Source organism: Mesorhizobium sp. Root695 (assembly GCF_001428185.1).
GTDB lineage: Bacteria > Pseudomonadota > Alphaproteobacteria > Rhizobiales > Rhizobiaceae > Mesorhizobium.
Genome location: NZ_LMHO01000008.1, coordinates 1 through 17,304, shown reverse-complemented (window position 1 = coordinate 17,304; position 17,304 = coordinate 1). Strand labels below are relative to the sequence as shown.

Annotated in this window: 14 protein-coding genes and 3 pseudogenes; 10 read left to right on the top strand and 7 right to left on the bottom strand. The window is 60.5% G+C overall.

Annotated features, from left to right (window positions below; translation table 11 throughout):
* The first annotated feature begins 170 nt into the window (after positions 1–170).
* The 5 genes and pseudogenes from ASD99_RS33225 (at position 171) to ASD99_RS09640 (ending at position 5,712) form a co-directional block, all read left to right on the top strand.
* The gene (locus ASD99_RS33225; protein ID WP_156388960.1) at positions 171–884 is read left to right on the top strand and encodes a hypothetical protein; all 714 of its coding nucleotides are present in this window, start codon (positions 171–173) and stop codon (positions 882–884) included.
* Positions 881–1,444 carry a hypothetical protein gene (locus ASD99_RS09655; RefSeq protein ID WP_057143431.1) on the top strand — a complete coding sequence of 188 codons (564 nt, stop codon included), beginning with the start codon at positions 881–883 and terminating at the stop codon, positions 1,442–1,444. Before ASD99_RS33225 ends, ASD99_RS09655 begins: the two co-directional genes overlap by 4 nt.
* Before the next feature lie 173 nt (positions 1,445–1,617).
* Positions 1,618–2,806: pseudogene (locus ASD99_RS09645) on the top strand (IS3 family transposase).
* Between the two features lie 7 nt (positions 2,807–2,813).
* Positions 2,814–3,035 carry a hypothetical protein gene (locus ASD99_RS35430; RefSeq protein ID WP_082583213.1) on the top strand — a complete coding sequence of 74 codons (222 nt, stop codon included), beginning with the start codon at positions 2,814–2,816 and terminating at the stop codon, positions 3,033–3,035.
* Between the two features lie 103 nt (positions 3,036–3,138).
* Positions 3,139–5,712, top strand: coding sequence for a membrane-bound PQQ-dependent dehydrogenase, glucose/quinate/shikimate family (locus ASD99_RS09640; RefSeq protein WP_056596021.1), 2,574 nt, complete (start codon positions 3,139–3,141; stop codon positions 5,710–5,712).
* A gap of 201 nt (positions 5,713–5,913) precedes the next feature.
* Here ASD99_RS09640 and ASD99_RS35425 read toward each other — a convergent pair.
* The 3 genes and pseudogenes from ASD99_RS35425 to ASD99_RS09635 all read right to left on the bottom strand — a co-directional run.
* Positions 5,914–6,045 (bottom strand): annotated as a pseudogene (locus ASD99_RS35425) (ubiquinone/menaquinone biosynthesis protein); the annotation flags it as partial.
* A complete protein-coding gene (locus tag ASD99_RS35420) occupies positions 5,984–6,169 on the bottom strand; it encodes a methyltransferase (protein ID WP_413813928.1) in 186 nt (61 codons plus the stop codon). The pseudogene ASD99_RS35425 and the gene ASD99_RS35420, both read right to left, overlap by 62 nt.
* Before the next feature lie 321 nt (positions 6,170–6,490).
* The gene (locus tag ASD99_RS09635; protein WP_056595934.1) at positions 6,491–7,228 is read right to left on the bottom strand and encodes a Crp/Fnr family transcriptional regulator; all 738 of its coding nucleotides are present in this window, start codon (positions 7,226–7,228) and stop codon (positions 6,491–6,493) included.
* Between the two features lie 232 nt (positions 7,229–7,460).
* On the opposite strand from ASD99_RS09635, the gene ASD99_RS09630 reads away from it, so the two are divergent.
* The 4 genes from ASD99_RS09630 (at position 7,461) to ASD99_RS09615 (ending at position 12,406) form a co-directional block, all read left to right on the top strand.
* The gene (locus ASD99_RS09630) at positions 7,461–8,813 is read left to right on the top strand and encodes a substrate-binding protein (protein WP_057143430.1); all 1,353 of its coding nucleotides are present in this window, start codon (positions 7,461–7,463) and stop codon (positions 8,811–8,813) included.
* Positions 8,814–8,990: 177 nt separating this feature from the next.
* Positions 8,991–9,866: a branched-chain amino acid ABC transporter permease gene (locus tag ASD99_RS09625; RefSeq protein ID WP_056595940.1), complete on the top strand. Its 876-nt coding sequence runs from the start codon at positions 8,991–8,993 to the stop codon at positions 9,864–9,866.
* A 12-nt stretch (positions 9,867–9,878) separates the two neighbouring features.
* On the top strand, positions 9,879–11,711 hold the full coding sequence (locus tag ASD99_RS09620; RefSeq protein WP_057143506.1) for an ABC transporter permease subunit: 1,833 nt from the start codon (positions 9,879–9,881) through the stop codon (positions 11,709–11,711).
* The gene (locus ASD99_RS09615) at positions 11,708–12,406 is read left to right on the top strand and encodes an ABC transporter ATP-binding protein (protein ID WP_056595944.1); all 699 of its coding nucleotides are present in this window, start codon (positions 11,708–11,710) and stop codon (positions 12,404–12,406) included. The genes ASD99_RS09620 and ASD99_RS09615 overlap by 4 nt, the downstream gene beginning before the upstream one ends.
* A 451-nt stretch (positions 12,407–12,857) precedes the next feature.
* Here ASD99_RS09615 and ASD99_RS09610 read toward each other — a convergent pair whose 3' ends face one another.
* The 4 genes from ASD99_RS09610 to ASD99_RS09595 are packed head-to-tail and all read right to left on the bottom strand — an operon-like array spanning position 12,858 to position 16,882.
* Positions 12,858–14,036 carry an ABC transporter ATP-binding protein gene (locus ASD99_RS09610; protein WP_082583212.1) on the bottom strand — a complete coding sequence of 393 codons (1,179 nt, stop codon included), beginning with the start codon at positions 14,034–14,036 and terminating at the stop codon, positions 12,858–12,860.
* Positions 14,029–15,171 carry an ABC transporter substrate-binding protein gene (locus ASD99_RS09605; protein ID WP_082525772.1) on the bottom strand — a complete coding sequence of 381 codons (1,143 nt, stop codon included), beginning with the start codon at positions 15,169–15,171 and terminating at the stop codon, positions 14,029–14,031. Before ASD99_RS09605 ends, ASD99_RS09610 begins: the two co-directional genes overlap by 8 nt.
* Entirely contained in the window at positions 15,168–16,007 is an 840-nt protein-coding gene (locus ASD99_RS09600; protein WP_056595947.1) for an ABC transporter permease, read from the bottom strand. Before ASD99_RS09600 ends, ASD99_RS09605 begins: the two co-directional genes overlap by 4 nt.
* Entirely contained in the window at positions 16,004–16,882 is an 879-nt protein-coding gene (locus ASD99_RS09595; protein ID WP_056595950.1) for an ABC transporter permease, read from the bottom strand. The genes ASD99_RS09600 and ASD99_RS09595 overlap by 4 nt, the downstream gene beginning before the upstream one ends.
* A 302-nt stretch (positions 16,883–17,184) precedes the next feature.
* Here ASD99_RS09595 and ASD99_RS33210 point away from each other — a divergent pair.
* Positions 17,185–17,304: pseudogene (locus tag ASD99_RS33210) on the top strand (IS481 family transposase); the annotation flags it as partial.

The window sequence follows — 17,304 nt, the reverse complement described above, 5'->3', positions numbered from 1 at the left end:
GCGTCAACAACCAAACCCTACCGGAAAGCCCCGATGACCACCGACACGCCGCCCACTCGCTCCACCGCTACTAACGGCGCGCTCGCCAGCGGCTTCGTAACCGCCGAGCTACACCACCTGATGGGACACGACCGTTTCAAGGGTTCTGTCGGCTGTTGGAGCGAGCCGATTTGGAACTTGCGAAGCGCCGTTACAGATCGTGGGAAACGGGCTCACTCGCTATAATCGATTCTAGCATTTTCGGCAGGGTTACCGGCGGCGAAATCTCGCATTCCAGCGCCACATCCGCAGGCCAAGGGAAAACCATTGCGGACCTGAAATCGGCGTTTCTCAAACAGCATGTATCGAAGGTCACCAAGTCCAGAGCGGCGCAGTACCGAATTCCGTTTCGCGTGCTGGAGGAACGGTTGGGGCCAAACATGGCATTGGGCAGCTTAACCCGCGACGATGCCAGAAACCTTGCCGGATTTCTTCCCCGCATTCCCCCCTACGCAACTTGGCATCACAAAGGCCATAGCTTGGCCGACGCGGCGGCCCGGCACGAGGCGGCCACCGGTGCACCGGCCAACAGATCAAAAGAAGCCAAAAACCTTCTGCAGGTCATCACGCAGGCATTCGATTTTGCGGTCAACGAGCAATGGCTGACGAGCAATCCGTTCCGAGGGATAGGCGTCGACGTTCCTCGAGACCAACGCAAAAAATACCTGTCTAAGAAGGACACCTACGAGCCGCTTTCAATTGCGGAATCAACAACCTTTTCGCGCTGCCGCTTTTCGTCGGTTGCGCCAATGACGGAAACGGATGCCACACGCCAGGTCCGAACATTGTCAGGCGCCATCGCTATTGGGCTCCGATCATCGCGCTATGGACCGGCATGCGAATGAACGAAATTCTACAGTTGGAAAAAGCCGATTTCCGAAAGACGGACGGCGGGGTCAACTTCGTTCGAGTGACCGATGAGGAGCACGGCAACTACACGGGAACGAACTTCGCAAAGCGCGTCAAAACTGAAAACGCTATTCGCGACATACCGCTTCATCCTATTTTCGGAAAGATCGGATTTCTCGAATGGGTCCAGGAGAGGCCAGATGGGAGATTGTTTCCAGAAGCTGCGATTGGAGCGGCGGAGAAGCCGTCAGACCTGTATTCGAAGCGCTTTCGCTCCAATCTCAAATTTGCCAATGTCTGGAAACCGCGCAGATTGGTATTTCACAGCTTCCGGAACAATTTTAACGACGCTTTGCGCCACGCCGGCGTCCCGGAGGAACTTCGCAAGGCAATCAACGGATGGCAGGAACAACGATCAATGGATCAGCGATATGGTCGCGGGCAGACGGTCGAGACGTTATTCGAGCACGTCAAGAAGGTTGAGTATCCCGGCCTTTCGCTTGAATTCCTCAAGATAGCTGCCGAGGTCGTTCCCGGTCGCGCCAGCAGCCGATGAGGTGTGAAGGCTACCATTTCCCCACCAAACCCTAACGCGCGCTTCCTACAGTCGCGGAAGTGGCGATATTTGAAGTTTTCGTCGGATCAGCCTACGCAGGGTTCCAGTGACCTGCCACTGAGAATTTCCTCCATCTGAGATTAGAGTCCGGCCCTTGATCGAAGGACGGACTGATGAAGAGAAAGCGGTTCACGGAAGAGCAGATCATTGCGGTTCTGCGCGAGCACGAGGCGGGAGCGAAGGCTGGCGATTTGGCTCGCAAGCACGGGGTCTCGGAGGCGACGCTGTATAATTGGAAGGCGAAGTATGGCGGGATGGACGTGTCCGACGCCAAGCGGCTGAAGGCGCTGGAAGACGAGAACGCCAAGCTGAAGAAGCTGCTCGCCGATCAGATGCTGGAAGCCTCGGCGCTGCGCGAGCTTCTGTCAAAAAAATGGTAGGGCCCGCCGTTAAGCGCGAAGCCGTCGCGCATCTGCAGGCCGTCATGGGCTTGTCGCAGCGTCGGGCCTGTTCCTTCGTCGGCGCCGATCGCAAGATGATCCGCTACCAGTCCCGGCGTCCGCCCGAGACGGAGCTGCGTGGCAGGTTGCGCGACCTCGCCAACGAGCGCCGACGCTTTGGCTACAGGCGGCTGTTCATCCTGCTCAGGCGCGAGGGCGAGGCATCTGGGGTCAACCGCATCTATCGTCTCTACCGCGAGGAAGGCCTGACGGTGCGCAAGCGTCGGGCAAGGCGGCGAGCGGTCGGCACGCGGGCGCCGATCCTGGTCGAGGCAAAGCCGAACGCGCGCTGGTCGTTGGATTTCGTGCATGACCAGTTCGCCTGCGGCCGGAGGTTCCGCGTGCTCAACATCGTCGACGACGTGACGCGCGAATGCCTGGCCGCGATCCGGACACCTCGATCTCCGGCCGTCGGGTTGCCCGTGAACTGACGGAACTGATCACCCACCGCGGCAAGCCGGGCATGATCGTCTCCGACCACGGCACCGAGTTTACCTCGAACGCCATCCTCGCCTGGTCGAAGGATTGCAGGATCGAATGGCACTACATCGCGCCGGGCAAGCCGATGCAAAACGGTTACGTCGAGAGTTTCAACGGCCGGATGCGCGACGAACTGTTGAACGAGAGCCTGTTCTTCGGTCTCGACCACGCCCGAAGCGCCATCGCCGAATGGAGAGAGGACTTCAACACCGCCAGGCCACATTCCTCGCTCGGCTACCAGACCCCGGCAGCCTATGCCGAGGTCATCACCGCAACCGGCTCCGACGCTGTGCTGATGGAAGGCTCCGCGCCTCCGCCGGTTGCTCAACCCGCGCCACAAGGCGTAACAAAAACGCTCGAGGCTCTAATCGCAGCTGGATGACAGTTCAGTGGCAGGTCACGATCCGCGCGACCTTATGAAGCCCTCTCCGTCAGAGTTGATGACGATGCCGATCGACAGCAAGGTTGGCAGCCCCGGTGAAAAACAATTCTCAGTGCGCTCGTCTCGAAATGAGGCACCAGGCAGTGCGGTCAAGAGCCATATTGGCTTCAAAGAATGCCCACTGGATGATGAACGGACGGTCGAGTTTTTTGACATGACAAATTGTTGATATCTGTCTTGGGAACGTTATCAGGCGGCGTCAGTTCCAGAGAGGTTTTAGAACAGCAACCCGCGCCCGACGATCCATGCGGCAAGCAGCCATGGTGAACTTCATGTATCGGATAGTCCTCTCCATCGCGATCTTTGTTATCGGCGCCGCGCTGCTAGCTGGCGGCGTCTGGCTCGCACTGCTCGGCGGATCGTGGTTCTACATTGTGCTCGGCGCTGCCCTTGTGGTTTCGGCAGCGCTAACCTTCTGGCGCAACTCTGCCGGGCTGGCGCTATACGGCGCAACGCTGCTGGTGACCCTCGGCTGGTCGATATGGGAAGTTGGCTTCGACTGGTGGGCGCTTTCCGCGCGAGGCAGCCTGCTCATCTTGCTCGGCGTCCTCCTGCTACTGCCGCCGATGGTGCGGTCACTTCACAGAATTGACATGGGCTCCGCCCGATACAACGGCCGCAGCGGGCTTTTGGCCGGCTCCCTCGTAGTCGCGGTGCTTGCCGGTGTCTATGCGATGTTCCAGATCCCGCACGATCTCGCCGGCACGTTCGCCGACGACCGCATGGCCGCGTCGCGCGAGTTGAACAGCTCGATGCCGGACGGAGAATGGCAGGCCTACGGCCGAACCGCCGCCGGGGACCGCTATTCGCCGCTCAGCCAGATCACGCCGAAGAACGTCAGTAATCTGAAAGTTGCCTGGACTTACCACACCGGCGACATACGCGGTCCAAACGATCCCGGCGAGGCGACCTATGAGGTGACGCCACTGATGATCGACAGCACCGTGTACGTCTGCACGCCGCACAATCTGGTGATTGCGCTTGATGCGGTGTCCGGCAAGGAGAAGTGGCGCTTCGATCCGCACCTCAAACAAACAGTAAAGCAAACAACCCAACACCTCACCTGCCGTGGTGTCGCCTATTTCGACGGTTCAGCGGTTGCGAGCCCGCCCGCCGGCGGTGCAGAACAGCCGGCTGGGGCTGCGAACGGCCCCGCAACCGGCGCGCCACAGGCGGCATCGACCGAAGAACAGCGCCTCGCGGCAAGTGTGGCCGAAGTGACCACACAAGCGGCAGGCGTGCCTCAAAACGTGGTGACCGGCCAGGCGAAGCGCGGCGACCCCAATCCCGAAATTGACCGCAAAGATCCCACGACCACAGCCTCGATCGAACCATCCTGCGTCAAACGGCTCATTGCGCCGACGTCCGATGGTCGGCTGATCTCGATCAGCGCTGAGACCGGCAAAATCTGCCCCGGTTTCGGCGGCGACGATGGCACCTTAAATCTGTGGGCCAACATGCCCAACGTCACGCCCGGTTCGGTCTATTCAACATCCCCGCCTGTCGTTACCGACCATCTGGTGATTGTCGGCGGCGCCGTCAACGACAACGCGTCGACCACCTCACCATCTGGCGTCATCCGGGCCTTCGACGTCAACACTGGGGCGCTTGTCTGGAACTTCGATTCCAAGAAGCCCGATGCAACCGCACCAATTGCCAACGGCCAGACCTATTCGGAAAACGCGCCGAATTCTTGGAGCGTTTCGAGTTACGACCCAAAGCTCGGGCTGATCTATCTTCCGATGGGTAACCAATCGCCTGATCAGTATGGCGTCAACCGCAGCGCGGAAGTCGAGAAGTTCTCCTCCTCGATCCTCGCGCTGGACGTGAACACGGGCAAGGTCGCCTGGGTCTTCCAGGGCGTGCACCACGACCTATGGGACATGGACGTGCCGGCGCAGCCGAGCCTTGTCGATCTGACGATTGGCGGCAAGGTCGTGCCGGCGCTGGTAGCGCCCACCAAGCAAGGCGAGGTCTATGTGCTGAACCGCAAGACCGGCGTGCCGGTTCTGCCGGTTACCGAGGAACCCGCCCCGAGCGGTGCTGTCAAAGGAGATACCACCGCGCCGACACAACCAGTCTCGGCGATTTCGTTCAAGCCTGAGCCGCTTACCGAAAAGGATATGTGGGGCGCAACGCCGCTTGACCAGCTCGCCTGCCGCATTGAATTCCGCAGTCTCGACTACAGGGGCCGCTACACGCCGCCTACGGAAAAGGGCTCGATCATCTATCCCGGGAATTTCGGCACGTTCAACTGGGGCGCGGTGGCCGTAGACCCGGACCGTCAAGTGATGTTCGCCATGCCGGTCTATCTCGCCTTCACATCCAAGCTTGTACCGCGCCCTGATCAGTATGCCCGCGTCGTCAGCAAGGATGGGGAGGACGTTTTCAATGAGAATTTTGGGGCGCCTTACGCGGCGAAAATGGGCGCCTTCCTGTCTCCGCTCGGCCTGCCATGCCAGTCGCCGCCCTGGGGCTACGTCGCCGGCGTCGACCTGACCACCGGCAAGGTCGTCTACAAGCACGTCAATGGCACCGTGCGCGACCTGTCGCCGCTCCCCCTGCCATTCAAAATGGGGGTGCCCGGTATCGGCGGGCCGATCATCACCAAGGGCGGCGTAGCCTTTCTCAGCGGCACTCTCGACTATTATATCCGCGGCTATGACCTAAAGACCGGTGCGGAAATTTGGCGCGATCGGTTGCCGGCGGGCGGACAGGCGACCCCCTCCACCTACAAGGGCGCCGACGGACGGCAGTACCTCGTCGTGGTTGCCGGCGGCCACGGATCGACGGGAACAGAGGCTGGCGACTCGATCATCGCCTACGCCCTGCCGAACGCGAGTTAACAAGAAGGAACAGTCCCTTCGGACTGGTATACAAGCAGAGTGTTTGACGGTCGCTATAGGGTGGAAAGCGGAAATGCTGTGCTCGTTTTGACGTTTACCGCTTTTGACCCGAAGCTGAAGTAATCGGAGGGCAACGGGTGAAGCCTCGATAACGCTGAACGGCGATTTGGCCACGACTACGCGTTCGAGTCGAAAGCCGGCGCGGGTGAGCAACTGGCCGTATTGCGGCTCACTGCGTTCGATGCCGCCTGTCATCACCATCATGTTCAGATCAATTGGCGGCCCGACATGCGGCTCGTTTCCGAGCGGGAGGACGATCTCGACGACGACAGACGACCCCCAGGTGCGCGATTGCCCTGCGGACGTTCGCGAGGATCGGTGCGGCGCGCTCGTCGTCCCAATCGTGCATAATAAATTTGAGTAGGTAGAGATCGGCGCCCCCGGCACGTCCAGAAATCCCCCCTCATAATGCGGATGCGATCCCGCCTTCCGGCAACGAATGCGTCGTTGTCGGCGTTATCGATCACCTCCGCGACGCTTTTATCGAAGCAGCGCGGGAGGCACGCATATTGGTGGAGCGAGTAGCGCGTGGGACAGGAGGATGTATCGGGTCCCAACGGCCGGGACCTCGGTCCGGTCATGCCTATGAAGCGCTGCGCAACTACAACCGAAGCGACTACGATCGGCAACCAAAAGGACCGAATGGCGCCGAAGGCTTCCCGAAGGTCCTGTACGCAATCGCTCCGCGTTCGGTTACGGCATGATCAAGATCACGTGATTACTCCCGGTGCTTTGGCACGGGGATTGGGGCGAGATCCATCGGCTGGTACTGAGCCAGTTTCCGCAGGCCCGCAAGGTCGGTCAACTCGATGAGGCGCGAGTTGCTGGTGATGAGCTGTTCGGCGCGCAGCTGCTGAATTACGCGATTGAGATGTGGCACGCTCAACCCAAGCACGTCCGCTATGACTTCCTGCGAAAACGGCAGATTGAAACTTGTCTCGTCCGCCCGTTCCACCTCCAAAAGACGCGCGTGAATCTCAAGCAAAAGGTGCGCCAGCCTTTCGATCGGCGTGCGCCGACCGAGATTGACAATGTGTTCCGCATAAGTCGCTGCCTCTTGGGCGGCCAGCCAGCTTAACACCAAACCAAATTGTGGCTGCTCATAGCAAAGACGAATATAGGAATCGAACGAGCAAACTGCGTAAGTCAGTTCGGTCACAGCAACGACCGCGTAGGTCGACCGATCGAAAAAGCTGACTGGAAATCCAATAACATCGCCAGGTAGGATGACCTTCAGAATCTGCCGCTTGCCGCTGCGAAGCAATCTGTAGCGAATGGCGAAGCCATCTTTGACAAAGCACAGGTTTCGGAACTCCGAGCCTTGAACAATAAGTTCCTCCCGCTTCCGGACGGATAGATCGCGTTCGAAGATTGCCTCGAGGCTTTTGACATCGACCGCACTCAGCTTCATCACACGGGTCAACCGGGCCACGATCGGATGGCCGGTCAGCGGCATACCGCGTTCCCAACGTTCATGAACTCTATCTCCGACGAACTTGCGTACGCTTATTAACTTAGATCAATGAATAGAATCATCAAACGAAAGTTGTATTGACTAGACTCTTTATACGGCCGCGAATGCACATAGAAGCAGGCGTGCTTCCAATGTCCCGCTCGGAAAACCAGTCAAATCCGGGCAAAACAACGAGAGCCACCAGAGGGCTCCAACCCCAAGGAGGAACTGCTGAATGCCGCTCGATTATCAAAAGCATGCTGCTATTTCCCGCCGCACCTTGCTGCATGCGGGCGCCGGTTTTTTCGGCAGTGCGGTTCTGCCCTGGTTCAGCCTTGAGGCCTTTGCGGCCGATGACAAGCCCCCGATAGGCACCTGGCCGGCCGGATCAGAAGGCCAAACCGTCTATATCGGGGCTGCAGTGCCGCTTACGGGCGCCTATGCAGTGCAGGGTGCGGATGAACTTAAGGGGTGGCAGCTCGCGGTCGAGCACATCAACAACGGGCACGACTTGATGAAGGCGTTGGCGCCGAAGGTCGACAAAGGCCTGCTTGGCAAAAAAGTGGAGCTGTTATCCGCCGACAGCGCTGCGAAGCCGAACCAGGCCGTCGAGCTCGAGCAGAATTTCATAAACCAGAACAAGATCATCCTGATGACTGGTTCGACTTCGTCGGCGGTCGCGGTGGCGCTCAACAAGTTCGCGCAGCGCGAGAAGATCCTCTATGTCGCGGGGATCTCTGGTTCAAACGACACCACAGGAAAGGACTGCGTGCGATACGGCTTCCGCCAGAACTTCTATGGCCAGACCGCAGCGAACGCGATCGGCCCAATCCTGGTCAAGACCTACGGCAAGGGAAAGAAGGCGGCATTCATGACGCCGGACTACACTTACGGCCACACCGTCACCAAGTCGGTGAACGACTACCTGACCTCACAGGGCGGCTGGGAGATGGTGACGGACCAGGTCTCGCCGCTGGGCACCCAGGATTTCAGCCAGTATCTGACGAACATCGCCAATTCGGGCGCCGAGTTCATCGTCAATGTCAACTGGGGCCGTGACGCGGTGCTGTCGATCCAGCAGGCCAAGCAGTTCGGCCTGACACCGGGCATGAAGATGGTCGTGCCCTACCAGATCCCCTTCCTTGCCAAGGAAGTCGGTCCAGAACTGACAGCCGGTGTTTTCGCGGCCACCGATTTCTGGTGGACCCTGCAGGACAAGTATCCCCTCGCCAAGCAGTTCGTGGATGCGTTCCAGCAGAAATTCGGCTACCGGCCGGAATGGGGTGCTGAAAACGCCTATATCAGTGTCGCTCACTGGGCGCGCATGGTTTCGACGGCAGGTAGCTTCTATCCGCCGGACGTGATCAAGCAGTACGAGAAGGGCGAGACCATCCCATCGCTGGTTGGTGATGTTCACTACCGGCCGGAAGACCACCAGTGCGTGCGCCCAGTCGTACTCGTCCAAGGCAAGGACCCCAAAGACATGAAGAGCGATGACGACTACTGGAATGTCGTCGAGGTGGTCGACGGCGCGCCAATGATGCAGAAGCCCGATGAGTTCGGCTGCGGCCTCGGTAGCTACACCTGAAACCCCGACTTTCGCCTTTTCCACCGGCCACGGCCGGGGAAGGCGTCGCATGCCGGTTTGACCGGCGGGGCGCAGACGGGTTCGCCTGCGCGTCGGTCACTGGATGTCGATTGTTCACGACCTGTTGGCGGAGCGGACGGCGGGGCACATCCTTCATTTTCAAGGGCGGGCGGCAGAGTGATTAACTGGGCAAATTTTATTTCGCAGTGCTTCAACGGGCTCGTGCTCGGCGCGCTCTTGGCGCTGATCTCTTCGGGGCTGACGATCATCTACGGCACGCTCGGCGTCCTGAACCTCGCCCATGGAGCGATGTTCATGCTCGGCGGCTATGCCGGCTGGCTCGCTTACACCTACACAGATTCATTCCTGGCCGCGGTGGTGGCCGGATCGCTGTTCGTGATGATCGTCGGGGTGGTGATCGAGCGGTTGATCATTCGCCATTTCTACGCGCGCCCGCAAGAGGACCAGCTTCTCGTCACGTTCGGGCTGGGCATCGTCTTCGTCGAGACGGTCCGCTTCTTCTTCGGCAGCCTGTCGCGAACGGTGCCGCCGCCCGCCTCGCTTGTCGGCATCACCCATCTGGGTTTCATGGTCTACCCCACCTACCGGTTGGCCCTGCTCGGCATCGTTGCCGTTGCGCTGCTACTGCTCTATTTCGTGCTCTATCGCACCCGCATCGGGATGATCGTTCGAGCAGGCATCGAGGATTCGGCGATGGTCGATTCGCTCGGTATCGACGTCTACAAGATTTTCATGCTTGTCTTCGGCATCGGCGCGATGGCGGCGGGCTTCGCCGGCATCGTCAACGCTCCAGTGGTGTCGATCGCGCCCGATGTTGGCGAGGCCATACTGGTCCAGACCTTCGTGGTCGTGGTGATCGGCGGGGTTGGTTCGTTTCCCGGCGCGATCATCGGTGGGCTCATCGCCGGCGAGATCATCAGCATTACTTCGATGTTCAATCCCGGTTATTCCTATATCATGCTGTTCGTGGCGATGACGCTGGTGCTGGTGCTTCGCCCGCATGGGCTGCTCGGCACTGCCGCACGCGAGTAGATGCGGTCGGCCATGAACATCAATCGTCCCTTCCTCGTCGAGCTTGTGACGGCGGCTGCGCTCATTTTAGCACCGTTCTTGCTGCCCTATCTCGGCTTCTCGCCCAGCACGATCAATCGCATCCTCATCTGGGGCCTGTTCGGAATCGGCTTCGACATCCTGTTCGGCTATACGGGCCTGCTGTCCTTCGGCCAGTCGGCCTTTTACGGCACCGGCGGTATGGTCGCCGCCTATCTCCTCACTGAAACGAGCTTCTCTTATGTCATGGCCGCCATCGTCATTGGCGCGACGGTGGCGGGTGTGGTCGGCTATGTGATTGGCCAAATCGCACTTCGGCGCACCGGCATCTATTTTGCCATGATCACGGTGGCGATCGCCGAAGTCTTTTTCTTCGTCGAGTTCAATCCGTTGTCGGCATTCACGGGCGGTGAGAACGGCTTACCCGGGGTGCCAACCCCGGTATTCGATCTCGGCTTCAAGGTGTTGGAATTCAACACCGACTGGACGATGTATACCTTCCTGGCGTTCTGGTATTTCGTCGGCATTGTCATCGCGCTGCGCATCGTACGCTCGCCTGTGGGCGCGATCCTTGCGGCGATCCGCGACAATCCGCTCCGCGCCGCCGCACTTGGCCACAATATTCACGGCTACAAGCTCACGGCCTTCGTGGTGGCGGCTGTCTATGCCGGCTTTGCCGGCGGCCTGTTAGGCGTCATGCAGGGCTTCATGCCGCCAGAGGCCTTCATGTTCGACACGTCCGGCCAGGTCCTCATGCAGACGGCCATCGGCGGCGCCGGCACGCTCTTCGGGCCTCTGGTGGGCGCTACGGTGTGGCTCTATCTGAGCGACTTCTTCCAGAACACATTGCATCTCGGCGCGACTTGGAAGCTGGTGCTCGGCGTCGTCTTCGTGCTTCTGGTGTGCTTCCTGCGACGCGGCATGGTCGGCGCGATCGTCGACCTCTATAGGCTGACAGGCAGCCGCAGCAACGAGCCAATCGAAACCGCGGTGGAGAGCGCGCTCCTCAACCCGGCCGCCATCGAGCCGATGCCGGCGCGCCAGCGTGGTGGCACGCTAGCGCCCGGACCGATCCTGCAGGCGCATGGCCTCACCAAGCGCTACGGCGGTCTCGCAGCCAACAGCGACATCGACTTCGCGGTCAATCCGGGTGAGATACGCGGCATCATCGGGCCGAACGGCGCGGGGAAAAGCACTTTCTTCAAAATGCTCACCTGCGAGATCGCGCCGAGCTCCGGCCGAATCATGTTCGAGGGTCGCGACATCACCCGCATGGGTGTGTCCGAGGTGTGCCAGCTCGGGCTGACCAAGAGCTACCAGATCAACCAGTTGTTCGACCGCCTGACCGTCAGACGGAACCTGACCATCGCCGCGCTAGGCGACGCGCGCGGCACGTTCAGGCTCGATCTGTTCAAAAGCCTTCACAGCGTTCCCGGTCTCAATGAGCAGGTCGAGCGAACGGCGGCACTGGTGAACCTCACGACGCGGCTTGATCGGCCGGTTTCGGAACTGGCCTATGGTGAGAAGCGCAGGCTGGAAATCGGTCTGGCCCTGGCGACGTCGCCGAGTCTTTTGCTGCTTGACGAGCCACTTGCCGGCATGAGCCCGCGCGAGCGCGTCGAAACCGTGGCGCTACTCAAGTCGATCGCGCGCGGGCGCACGATGATTGTCATCGACCACGACATGGATTCGCTTTTCGAACTGGTCGAGAAAGTGACCGTCCTGCAGGAGGGCAGGGTTTTGGTCGAAGGCATACCCAGGGAGATCAAGACCAATGCGAAGGTGCAGGAAGCTTACCTCGGCGGTGTGCATGGAGAAATGGCATGAGCCTGCTCGAAGTCAGCGGATTGAATAGCTATTATGGGGACAGTCACATCCTGTTCGACGTGGGACTTAGGATCGAAAGGAATGAGGTCGTTGCGCTGCTCGGACGCAACGGCGCAGGCAAATCCACGACCCTCAAGAGTTTGATGGGCGTGGTGGCGCCGCGTACCGGTTCGATCAAGCTCGACGGGGTAGAATTGGTCGGCTGGAAGTCGCACAGCATCGCCCGGCAGGGCATGCAACTCGTGCATGAGAATCGACGCATCTTTGGCAGTCTAAGCGTGGAGGAAAACATCATTCTGGCCGGATTGACCGCCAAGAACCGTTGGCCGCTGGAGCGGATCTACACGATGTTCCCTCGGCTGAAGGAACGACGCACGGGCCGCGGTACCGACCTGTCAGGCGGCGAGCAGCAAATGCTGGCCATAGCTCGTGCGTTGGTTCGCGACCCGAAGATCATCCTGCTCGATGAGCCCTTCGAAGGGCTTGCCCCCGTTATCGTGCACGACCTGGTGCGTGCCTGCCGGGAACTGGCGCAGGCAGGGCAGACGATCATATTGGTGGAGCAGAACCTCGCCGCGGTGCTCGCGCTGGCGAGCCGCGTCTATATCATTAACAACGGCCATATCGCCCATGAGGGGGCGGTCGCCGAACTCAAAGCACAGCCAGGACTGCTGCTGCACCATCTCGGCGTCTAGGTCAAATGCGCCGCGCTTAAATCCCGATACAAGGCGATCTCAACACTCAAGTTCGGCATAGCAGTTTAGCCGTCGATCCGCCTATTTGCGCGCCGTTCAAAAAGCGGCCGCTAAGCCGGGGGACGAGCAGTCGCTTCTAAAGGAGCATGGTATCATCTGAGCGCAAATTTGCGCTGCGATAGAGTTTGGAGCAGCGGACACGCAGTTCCATAAACTTCTAGTTTGCTACTGGCATGTCGGATCGGAGGCGCTGGCTTGGACAGTTTCCACCGCCGGTACCCAATCAAGACCACTATTGGGCCCCATAGCCCGAGGCATCCTGCAGCTGAAATAGTAGCGTTGGACGGCAGCTTTTATCGTGTGACCGGCAGAAGCGGAGAGGCCGTTGTCTCACCAATCTCGGTCCTTCCGCATTCATGAGTTCACGGTCCGATTCCCTCAGTACCTTTCTTCACGAAATCCGCTCACCGTCCTCGTCGAGAAGAACGCAGCCCTCGGGATCGAAGCCGAGGTCGATCGCCTCACCTTCGCGAAGGACGCGACCAGTGATCGGCGCGTTGGCGCGGATGCTGGTCTTGCCGCCGATGTCGATCTCGTAGATGGCGCTACCGCCCAGATACGAGGCCGAGACGACGCGGCCCGACAGACGGTTGGCGCTGGCTGCCGCGCCGACCGACAGTTTCTGCGGCCGCACCACGACAGTGACTTTGCTGCCGTCGGCAAGCGCCTTTGGAGAGGCCACGTTGATCGTCTGGCCGGTGGCAAGCACCACCGCTGTTGCTTGGCCGGATCTCCTCACAGTCCCGGCAAGCATGTTGGCCTTGCCGAGGAAGTCGGCGACGAAGGCCGTGGCTGGTGCCTCGTAGACCTCCTGGGGGGTTCCAATCTGCTCCACTGCGCCGGCGTTCATCACCACGATGCGATCCGACATCGAGAGCGCTTCTTCCTGGTCGTGCGTGACGAAGATAGCGGTGATGCCGGTTTGCTTCTGGATCTTCTTGATCTCGACGCGCATTTCCTCGCGCATGTTCGCATCCAGCGCCGACAGCGGCTCGTCGAGCAGCAGTACCTGCGGCTCGAAGACGATGGCGCGGGCGAGCGCGATGCGCTGTTGCTGCCCGCCCGACAGCTGCGACGGCAGCTTTTTCTCACTGCCCGGGAGCCGCACCATTTCCAGCGCCTGGCCGACCTTGCGCGCGATCTCGGGCTTCGGCACGTTGCGGTACTTCAGGCCGAAGGCGACATTGTCGAACACGTTCTTGTGCGGGAAGAGCGCATAGCTCTGGAAGACCAGCCCGATATTACGCTTGTAGATCGGCACGTCGTCGACCCGCCGCCCGTCGATCATGATCTGGCCGCCCGAAATGTCGACCAGGCCTGCGATGGAACGCAGGATCGTGGTCTTGCCGCAGCCCGAAGGCCCGAGCAGGGTGACGAAGCTCCCCTTGCGGATCGACAGCGAGAAATCGCGCACCGCCACGAACTTGCCATAGGCAATGTCGATGTCGCGGAACTCGACCGCCGGCTGGCTCGTCTCGGCGCCGCCCGGAGCGGGTCCGCCCGAACCGAGCCTTGCCACCCCGGCCGCGGCCGGCCGGGGCGCCTCTGAAAGGTCGTGGCTGTCAGGCACCTTTCGAGATCCTGTGCCACTGCTTGTTCCAGGCGTCCTCATTGCTCGCCCAGTAAACCGGGTCGGCGAAGGTCAGCGCCTTCATCGTGCCCGTTTTGTCGAAGGCCGGCAGCTTCTCGATCTTCTCGGTCAACTTGACCTTTGTCGGGTCGAGCGACGGCGGATAGCTCTGGCCTTCGGCCACCGCGATGGCGGTCGCCGGGTCAAGCATGAAGTTGATCAACTCCTCGCACTCGGCCATCGGCGAGCCTTTCAGGATCAGCATGTCCTCCATCCAGGCATAGGAACCCGCGGGATCGAGGTAGCCGATCGGATGGCCCTGGTCCTGCAATGCGGCAACGCGGCCCGACCATGCGTCGGTTACCACGATCTCGCCCTTGGAAAGCAGGTCCATCAGTTCCGCGCCGGAACTCCAGAACTTCTTGGCGAGGTCGCGCGTCTCGCGCACCTTGGCCCAGATCGCATCCATGTCCTTGAGGTTGTTGGGGTCCTGTCCGGTGGCGAGTGCGGCATACCAGACGCGCGTGGTCATGTCGTCATAGCCTCCGACCTTGCCCGCGTATTTCTTGTCGAGCAGGAGTGCGGCACCTTTTTCCTTGGCTTCCTCGGGCGAGATCACCTTGGTGTTGTAGGCGATGCCTGTCGTGCCGTAGTCGTAAGGCACGGCCGAGAGTTTCGGAGTCAGCTTGCGGAACGGTTCGATCATCGGCTGCAGCACATTCGCCATGTTGGGAATGTTGGCCTCGTTGATCTCCGAGGTCAGGCCGCCGTTCACATATTTGATGTAGTAGTTCACGCCGGAGGAATGAATGACCTGGTAGTCGCCGGGCTTGGCGGTCTTGATCTTGGTGATGATCTCGTCCTCGTCGCCGAACGTGCCCTGGACCACCTTGATCTTGGTCTTGGCGGTGTAGGGCTTGAAGGCATATTTGTCGATCGCGTCCTGCACCGTGCCGCCCCAGCCATCGAAGCGGACCTCTTCGACCGCGGCAAGCGCCTGCCTCATCCAGGGCATGTCGAGGCCCACCGCGGCCGCCGCGGCGGCGGTCAGCGTCAGGAAAGTGCGGCGGCTCAGATCGCCGTTTTGATACCTATCGTGCAGCCGTTCAAGCCGCTTGCCGTTGGACAGTTTCATCGTGCTTCCTCCTTTGGTTGGCCGCGTCTTTTCAATCTGGTCAGGCTTTGCAGGACCAGGCCGCCGAGCAGCGGGATGCCGACGGTCACCAGGATCATCACGGTGCCGAGCGCGTTGATCTCCGGGCTGATCGAGATCTTGAGCATCGAAAGGATCTGGGTGGGCATGGTCTCGACGCCTGCCGGCCGCCAGAACAGGCTGGCCGACGTGTTGTCGAACGAGATGGTAAAGGCGAGCAGCGCGCCACCGACGACGGCAGGGATGAGCAGCGGCAGCGTGATCTCGCGGAAGGAGGAAAAGCGCGAGGCGCCGAGCGAGAGTGCCGCCTCCTCATAGACGCGCCGGATGCCCACCATGCGCGCCTGCGCGATCAGCACCACATAGGGCACGGCGAGCAGGATATGACCGAGCACCAGGAGAAGCATGGTCCTCGGCTGGTCGACCGCCTTGATCAGCACCAGAAGGCCGACGCCGAGGATGGTCTCCGGCACCAGCGCCGGCAGGATCACCAGCGTGCTCAGCGCCTGCTTGCCACGGAATTCGAAGCGCACCAGCGCAAACGCCGTGACGACGCCTATTGCCGTGGTGGTGGCGGCAGTGACCAGCGCAATCCACAGAGATGTGCGGAAGGCGGCCAGCACCTGCTCATTGGCCATCAGCTTGCCGTACCATTGCAGGCTGAAGCCCGTCATCGGGAAGCCGCCGAACATCGAAGCGTTGAACGACAGGATCACTGTCGCCACGATCGGCGCGAACATGAAGATGTAGACACAGAGCGTGACGAAGCCAGTCAGCCGCCAGGCCCATCTGCCTTCTTCTTTCCGCCGCGCCCTCATCCGCCTAACCCTTTGACGATCTGCGACATGCCCATGTAGCGGGTATAGAGGGCGGCGAAGAAGCCCAGCACGACGAACAGCACGATCGAAAGCGTGGCGCCCATCGGCCAGTTCAGCTCGCCCATGATGGTGTCGTAGATCAGGTTGCCAAACAGCGCGTCGCGGCCGGAGCCGAGAAGCTGCGGCGTCACATAGCTGCCGGCGGCCAGCACGAAGCACAGCAGCAGGCCCGCGGCCAGCCCGGGCAGCGAAAGCGGAAGCGTGACCTCGCGGAACGCCTGCGCGCTGGTGCAGCCCATCGAGCGGGCCGCGGAGATCAACGTGCGGTCGATGCCCTCGAGACTCACATAGACGTTGAGGATCATGTACGGCAGCAGGAAGTGCAGCAGCCCGAGGATCACAGCACCCTCGTTGTAGAGCATCGGCAACGGCTCGTTGATGATGCCTACTTTCAGCAGCGCAACGTTGATGACGCCCTGTTCGCCCAGGATGTTGATCCAGGAAAAGGTGCGGATGGTGAAGCTGATCCAGAACGGCACGATGAGCAAAAGCAGAAGCAGCCACTTGTGCTTGAATGTCGTCGCCCAGATGAAATAGGCGGGAAAATAGCCCAGCACGCCGCAAAGCAGCGCCGTCATCGCGCCGACCCTCAGCGTCTTCAGAAGGAAGCCGTGGTAGTAGCTGTCAGTCAGGAACTCGTGCCAGTTCGCGGTCGTCAGCGCGCTGGTTTCCACACCAGCGGTGACGAAGGTGAAGAAGGTGTAGGCGGCCATCACCGCGATCGGCAGCACCAGGAAGAAGATCAGCAGCAGGAGCACCGGCGCGACCAGCATCCAGGCCAGCCGCGGGTCATACAATGTCCATCGTCGTTTCATGGCACCCGGCCGTCCGCGCCTTCTTTGAAGCGCTTATTTTGTTCCCACAGCCAAGATTGAGTGATTGAAGGCCCGATGTCTACAGTCGGCGATTGAGCCAGCGGACTTCAGCGGACATCGGCGCGTCGCCAACTGCGATAGCGCCGAAGGCATGACGCCGTTCAGCACGAACGTTCACCGATCGAGAACCACATCTGTGAGCATCTTGGGTGAGACAGGCGCGCCGTTCAGGTTTGCCAGACTAGATGTTTGATCCCGAGCTTTGATGGTGCATTATTTTCCTTGGCATGGAGGGATGCACTGTGGGACAGATTCTACATGGGAGCGCCACGACGACAGAGGCAGTCCGTCGAGCAATACAGAATAGTGAAGAGAGCCTGAGAGCGCTTTCGAAGCGCTACGGCATCAATCAGAAGACCGTT

What these genes read in the sequence shown, in the direction of transcription:
- ASD99_RS09655 (WP_057143431.1), top strand. Translation starts at nt 881, where the DNA reads ATGAACGAAATTCTACAGTTGGAAAAAGCCGATTTCCGAAAGACGGAC.
- ASD99_RS09640 (WP_056596021.1), top strand. Translation starts at nt 3,139, where the DNA reads ATGTATCGGATAGTCCTCTCCATCGCGATCTTTGTTATCGGCGCCGCG.
- ASD99_RS09635 (WP_056595934.1), bottom strand. Translation starts at nt 7,228, where the DNA reads ATGCCGCTGACCGGCCATCCGATCGTGGCCCGGTTGACCCGTGTGATG.
- ASD99_RS09630 (WP_057143430.1), top strand. Translation starts at nt 7,461, where the DNA reads ATGCCGCTCGATTATCAAAAGCATGCTGCTATTTCCCGCCGCACCTTG.
- ASD99_RS09620 (WP_057143506.1), top strand. Translation starts at nt 9,879, where the DNA reads ATGAACATCAATCGTCCCTTCCTCGTCGAGCTTGTGACGGCGGCTGCG.
- ASD99_RS09615 (WP_056595944.1), top strand. Translation starts at nt 11,708, where the DNA reads ATGAGCCTGCTCGAAGTCAGCGGATTGAATAGCTATTATGGGGACAGT.
- ASD99_RS09605 (WP_082525772.1), bottom strand. Translation starts at nt 15,171, where the DNA reads ATGAAACTGTCCAACGGCAAGCGGCTTGAACGGCTGCACGATAGGTAT.
- ASD99_RS09600 (WP_056595947.1), bottom strand. Translation starts at nt 16,007, where the DNA reads ATGAGGGCGCGGCGGAAAGAAGAAGGCAGATGGGCCTGGCGGCTGACT.
- ASD99_RS09595 (WP_056595950.1), bottom strand. Translation starts at nt 16,882, where the DNA reads ATGAAACGACGATGGACATTGTATGACCCGCGGCTGGCCTGGATGCTG.